This is a genomic window from Actinomyces sp. MRS3W (genome assembly GCF_032465695.1).
GTDB lineage: Bacteria > Actinomycetota > Actinomycetes > Actinomycetales > Actinomycetaceae > Actinomyces.
Window position 1 is genome coordinate 1 of sequence record NZ_JAWDJJ010000154.1, and the last position, 1,528, is coordinate 1,528.

At 72.6% G+C, this 1,528-nt stretch carries 1 protein-coding gene and 1 pseudogene; both read left to right on the forward strand.

Annotated elements, in window-relative coordinates:
* Positions 1 to 227: 227 nt before the first annotated feature.
* Positions 228 to 659 (forward strand): annotated as a pseudogene (gene moaC, locus RWX45_RS05470) (cyclic pyranopterin monophosphate synthase MoaC); the annotation flags it as partial.
* Between the two features lie 80 nt (positions 660 to 739).
* The gene (locus RWX45_RS05475) at positions 740 to 1,429 is read left to right on the forward strand and encodes a molybdenum cofactor guanylyltransferase (RefSeq protein WP_316022756.1); all 690 of its coding nucleotides are present in this window, start codon (positions 740 to 742) and stop codon (positions 1,427 to 1,429) included.
* Positions 1,430 to 1,528: the final 99 nt, after the last annotated feature.

The following is a 1,528-nucleotide window of genomic DNA, read 5'->3' on the forward strand; positions in this document are numbered from 1 at the left end:
CTCACCTGGTGGCTTCGCTGCCGGCAGCGCAGGCGCTCGCGGTGGTTCCGGCCGACGTTGACGCCGTCGCGCCGGGCGACCGGGTGGAGCTGCTCGCCCTGACGTCCCCGGCCGGGCCGCTGCCGCCGGCTCACCCGGTCCCCGCTCCTTCTCCGGCGCCCGTTAGCGCACAGCCGCCGCGCGAACCGGCTCGCCTCACGCATCTCGACGACGCCGGATCCGCCCGCATGGTGGATGTGTCGGCCAAACAGCCCACGGTGCGCACCGCCACCGCCACCGCCTTCGTGGACTGCCCCCCCACAATCATTGCGACGCTGCGCGACGGCACAGTCCCCAAGGGGGATGCGCTCGCGGTGGCACGCGTAGCCGGGATCGCCGCCGCCAAGAAGGTGCCGGAGCTGTTGCCGCTCGCACACGTCATCGGTGTGCACGCGTGCAGCGTCGACCTCACGGTGGAGGACACTGGCGTGCGCATCCATGCGCTGGTGCGTACGGCCGACCGCACCGGCGTCGAAATGGAGGCCCTGACCGCGGCCACGGTGGCGGGCCTGGCACTGGTGGATATGGTCAAGGGCGTGGATCGGACGGTGGCCCTGCGCGAAGCGAAGGTGACATCCAAGTCCGGAGGCCGGTCGGGCCAGTGGGTGCGGCCGGATGATGGCGGTCCGGCCAGCACGGCACCGGGTGATCGCGCCCCGGGCGGGGCCGACCCGAACCGCGCCGAGCGGACGGGCGCGTGATGGACGCTCGCTGCCTCGACGTCGTCGTGCTCGCCGGCGGCACCGGGCGGCGACTCAATGGGGTGTCGAAGCCGGATGTGGTGGTCCGGGGCACGCGTCTGCTTGACCATGTGCTGAGCGGCATTGAGCGTGTGCGCGCTCAGTTGCCGCCGGGAGAGGTGGTCGTGGTGGCTCCGCAGCGAGTGGAGCTCCCCGCCGGGGTGCTGCGGGCCCTGGAGGATCCGCCGTTGGGCGGGCCGGTGGCGGGGATTGCCGCCGGGTTGACGCGACTGGCCGAGCACACACGCGGCGGACAGGCGGCAAGGGGGCGAGATACCGCCGGGAATGCGTCACTCACCGCCGTCGTCACCTGCGACGCCCCGGATTCCTGGCGCGCTCTACCCGTGCTGGTGCGGGCCGCGCAGGCCGGGACGGCGGCCGCTGGCGCGTGCGCCGTCGCTGGCGATCACGTCCAGTACTTGCTGGGCGTTTACCGGACGACGGCGCTGCGCGAGGCGGTGTCGCCACAGGGCGTGGGGCTGCGAGACGTGGCGGTGCGGCGCATCCTGGGCGGGATGGATCTGGTGCATGTCGATCTGACCGACCGGGGCGGGCAGCTCGCCCGCGCCGCCCGCGATTTGGACACCTGGGCCGACATCCGCGCCTGGGCCGACGCCGCCCCACCCCCTCACCGAAACCGGCACTTATAACGCACCGAAACCGGCACTTGTAACGTGCCGAGACCGGCACAAATGACGAGAACGACGGAACACCCGTGGCTGGCGGGCCGTCCTTCCAGAGCAGCGGGG

What these genes read in the sequence shown, in the direction of transcription:
- RWX45_RS05475 (WP_316022756.1), top strand. Translation starts at nt 740, where the DNA reads ATGGACGCTCGCTGCCTCGACGTCGTCGTGCTCGCCGGCGGCACCGGG.